Genomic DNA, 4,058 nt, shown 5'->3' with positions numbered 1-4,058 from the left:
AGACAGATTACGAAGAACAAGCCGTCATTCACAAACGATGACAGCCTGCGCAAAATGTTGTATTTAGCTTCTCAAAAAATTGTCGAACGCTGGACACAAAGATGTCGAAACTGGGATGTAGTTTTAAGCCAGTTATCAATAATATTTGAGGCCAGAATACCTGCTTGATTTGCCCCTGTGAATAGAATTTCCTGTCTGCGGAATGTTATTCACGCTTTGGCATGCATAACATTCCGCAGACAGGAATGAAAAGTTGACACGGGGCAAATCAGAAAGCCTGATTGCAACCGCAATCCTGTATTCTGTTATTGCTTGAAGGATTATTATTTACACAAAATTTTATGGGTTGCCGTTTTTTACTTAACTGTCTGATTCTTCTGTATATAATTATGATTTGTATAACAAAAAAGACAGAGCCTAAACTCTGTCTTAAATGAAATATTATTTATATGTGTTGATTTTAATACCAACCGGCCTCTTTTACAAGAACCTTTTCGTCATATGCTTCTTTGATTGTTTTTGTTTCATAATGTCCCTGCTCAGGAACATTAACTGTTTTTGTGCCTGATTGGACTTGCTTAGATTCAACATGATAACTAAAATTCTCGTCATTTAACATATGACTCTCACCATGAGCATTTTTGTTATTTGTTATATCAGCCCCGCAAGTATTGCATATAACTGCACCAACAGTTTCATACACAGGCTCTTCATAAGAGTATGCGGCTTCATCAACAACCCATACCTGTTCTGTCACTGCTTCATGATGTACTGTTTTATACACAGCCTCATGATAAGTCTTTCCGTCATCTTGCTTTGGTGTATCGCTCTTTGATGAAGAACCGCTGCTTGATGAACCGGAGTTGTCGCTCTTGCTTGAGGTTGATTGGTTTGTCTTAGAAGAACTTGAAGAAGAACCGTTATTGTCAGTGCTGTTTTTTGAATCTGCTTTCTTAATATCATCTGCACTTACTTCAACAGTCTTACCGTCATCGGTTTTTATTTTGACTTTTCCGTCTTCCGACGGCTCAACCTTTTTGCCGTCTTTATCAATAACATTTCCGTCCTTATCAATACTAAGTCCGTTATCTGTTATCGCCTGAGCTTCTATGTTAAGTGTTGTGGTTTCAATCGTCGCCGTGTCTGATGTGGCAGTATCGGCTGTTGCTTCATCTGGCGTCGATGTGTTCTTGCTGCAGCCCGAAAATAAAGCAATGATTATTGTTACTGCTATGAGTGCTGCGCTGACAATAGAAATTATTATAACTTTTTTCTTGTTTTTCATAATGCCATCTCCCTTTTATAAACTGAAATGCATTCCGTTGTCTAACTTGTTATACTGTGATATTTGATGTTTTAATTGTTCATTTTCCTGAAGAAGCCTTTGATTTTCTGATTTTAAAATCATATTTTCTTCGTTCAAGTTTTTCATTATATTTGAAAATTCGGAAAGATTTGTAATGCTGTTACTTATTATTTTCATATCAGAGCTTAGAAAATTTTCCTTGCGTAATTCTGATTCTCTGTCTTTTTGCAAATTTTCCGCTATGCTGTCAACCCGTTTAATAATCTCTTGATTTTGCCCTGCTAAGGTTGTATTATTAAGAATCCCGATATTATTATTAATGCTTTTTGCGTTCTCGGCAACGGTTTGTTTTATTTCTTGAGTTATTTTATTGTGTTGACCGCTTAATGTTGTATTGTCTAATTGTCCGATTTTTTTATCAATATCCTTATAACCTTTTTTGTTTCCTAAGTAATTAAGGATAACCGAGCCTGCAACTGCAATTATTGCCCCGACAATTGTTGCCAATGCTATATCCATAACATAACCCCAATCGTTATTAAAGTGCATTATTTTCACCTCTATTCTATAATTTTTGCGCAAATATGTCAATATTTGCTTTAATATAAATAAAAAAACAGAGCCTAAACTCTGTTGTAAATTCTTATAGATTAAAGTGCATTCCGTTGTCAAATTGGTTATGCATTGATATTTGATGTTTTAATTGTTCATTTTCATGAAGAAGCTTTTGATTTTCTGATACCAGCAATTTGTTTTCGTAGTTGGTTTTCTGTAATTCTTTCATTAAATCAGATATAGCTGTTACATATTCCTTTATATTTTTCTGCTTATCAGAAAGCTCTTTATGTTGTAAGTCATTTCTTTGATATTCGGCATACAGCATTTTATCTATATCGTTTGCTTTTTGCAGAATTGTATCGGCTTTTTGTGACAATGCACTTGCATTTGAATGCAAATTGTTTGTTAATGTATCTGCACGTGAATGTATTACATCCGCATTTTTGGCTATTGAATTGTTTATATCTTTATGTTCTTCTTCCAATCTTTCATGTTCTTTGCTGAGATTCTTATTGCTTTTAGCAGATTTAATTAAATCAATTACAATTGTTAAAACCGTTACAAAACATGAAGCAATTACTACCCAATCCACGATATATCTCCAGTCAATGTCATATAAATGCATTATTTTCACCTCTATTCTATAATTATTGCACAACAATGTCAATATTTTGTTTAATATTTTGCAACCTTGATTAAATATTAATATGATGAATAGACGAATTGATTTCATCAATGTAAGAATTATAATTATCGTATTGAAGATACAATCTGATTCCGTCAGCAGCTACAATTAACACAGGTGCAGATATGTTTGTGTAAACACAAATTGAAACGTTAAATGTTTTTACTTTTACTTCATGATTAATTGCATACACATAATTAATGCTGCGCTTAAAACGTTCTTGCTTATAGCTGTATTTTGAAGTTATATAAACGTCAAGATAATCACTTGAATCTACATTGCTGAAAAAGTATAAGTATTGATTTAAATACGACAATTCATCATTAAAATATTTTCGTGCATATTTAGAAAAAGTAATAACTTCTCCAAATTCAAGAAAATCAGGTCTTAAATGTTTATATTTAATTCTTACTGCATTGCTTATAAAAATCACAACTAAAATTATTGTTGCTGTGATTAAATAAATCGGAAATGTTATTGAATTATCATTATATGTACATAGTGAGTACACGATTGTAATGATGATTTCGCTAAAAGCACAAAACACTTCAATAATTAAAGCCCTTTTTTCTGTTTTTACTATTTCACACAATTCAGCGTATCTGAAATTTGCTGCATTTGCGATCGCTTTTTTTATGCTTGATTCATTAAATTTATATTCTATATTCATTTCTTTCTCCATAATTTCCACTCAAAATTTAATCCCCACAAAGGGGGAGGGGAAGTTTAACTTCCCCTCCAAGGGAGATTTATGAAAACTTCATCAAATGAGTAGAAAGCCGTTTGATTAAATAAAAAAGACAGAGCCTAAACTCTGTCTTGACATCCGGTGTGTTTTACTATACAATTAAGATAATAAAAAGCAAGTCCTATAACTTTTTATTTATTAATCGTCCAATGCCGGTTGGGCGATTATTTTTTTATGCTTTTTAAATTAATCATGATTGTTATAATTAAAAAAAGCCATAAAACATACTCCTAAAAAAACTCCGCTGAATAAACCTATTATAATTCCTAATAGCATAATTTACTCCTTTCGTTGTTTCCCCGAAATGGGGGAGGAGAAGTATTACTTCTCCTCAAGAGGGTTTATTATGAAAACTTGTCAAATGAGTAGAAAGCTTGTTAATTAACGATATTGAGATTATAAATATATGAACAGTCAACATATCCGTTTATACCGTTAACATAATATTTATCTGAAAACTGCCATATATCGGAGACCGCCGAAAAGTTTGTGTAAAAGTGAATAATAGACTTCCTTTCAAGCAATAATGGAAACAGAAAAATTAAAGCTTGAAAGGAAGTTTTTTTAATGGAAAAAGTACCGGCAGAAATGATGAGAGAATTTGTAAGAAGTCAGAAATTCACCTCAACAGATGAAGTTATGACAGCAATGAAAAATATGTTCAAGGACATTCTTCAGGAGGTTATGGAATGTGAGCTTGCAGATGAGCTCGGCTACGAGAAAAGCGAAAGAACGTCGAATGATGAGTGTAGCAATAAGTC

Annotated in this window: 4 protein-coding genes and 2 pseudogenes; 2 read left to right on the top strand and 4 right to left on the bottom strand. The window is 32.8% G+C overall.

Going from position 1 to position 4,058, the window contains the following annotated elements; all coding sequences use genetic code 11:
* A pseudogene (locus BLP46_RS13585) lies at positions 1 to 168 on the top strand (IS256 family transposase); the annotation flags it as partial.
* Between the two features lie 292 nt (positions 169 to 460).
* Here the strand turns inward: BLP46_RS13585 and BLP46_RS12555 are convergent.
* From BLP46_RS12555 to BLP46_RS12540, 4 genes are all read right to left on the bottom strand, one after another.
* Positions 461 to 1,285 (bottom strand): LSm family protein, encoded by an 825-nt coding sequence (locus BLP46_RS12555; protein ID WP_092979376.1) that lies wholly within the window; start codon positions 1,283 to 1,285, stop codon positions 461 to 463.
* Between the two features lie 15 nt (positions 1,286 to 1,300).
* The gene (locus tag BLP46_RS12550) at positions 1,301 to 1,855 is read right to left on the bottom strand and encodes a hypothetical protein (RefSeq protein WP_092979374.1); all 555 of its coding nucleotides are present in this window, start codon (positions 1,853 to 1,855) and stop codon (positions 1,301 to 1,303) included.
* A 94-nt stretch (positions 1,856 to 1,949) separates the two neighbouring features.
* Positions 1,950 to 2,456, bottom strand: coding sequence for a hypothetical protein (locus BLP46_RS12545; RefSeq protein WP_143000506.1), 507 nt, complete (start codon positions 2,454 to 2,456; stop codon positions 1,950 to 1,952).
* A 103-nt stretch (positions 2,457 to 2,559) separates the two neighbouring features.
* A complete protein-coding gene (locus BLP46_RS12540; protein WP_092979368.1) occupies positions 2,560 to 3,219 on the bottom strand; it encodes a hypothetical protein in 660 nt (219 codons plus the stop codon).
* Between the two features lie 645 nt (positions 3,220 to 3,864).
* On the opposite strand from BLP46_RS12540, the pseudogene BLP46_RS12535 reads away from it, so the two are divergent.
* Positions 3,865 to 4,058, top strand: a pseudogene (locus BLP46_RS12535) (IS256 family transposase); the annotation flags it as partial.

Source organism: Ruminococcus sp. YE282 (assembly GCA_900101355.1).
In the GTDB taxonomy this organism is placed as follows: domain Bacteria; phylum Bacillota; class Clostridia; order Oscillospirales; family Acutalibacteraceae; genus Ruminococcoides; species Ruminococcoides bromii_A.
Note: the sequence above shows the minus strand (reverse complement) of the source record. Positions and strands in the feature narration are given on the sequence as shown.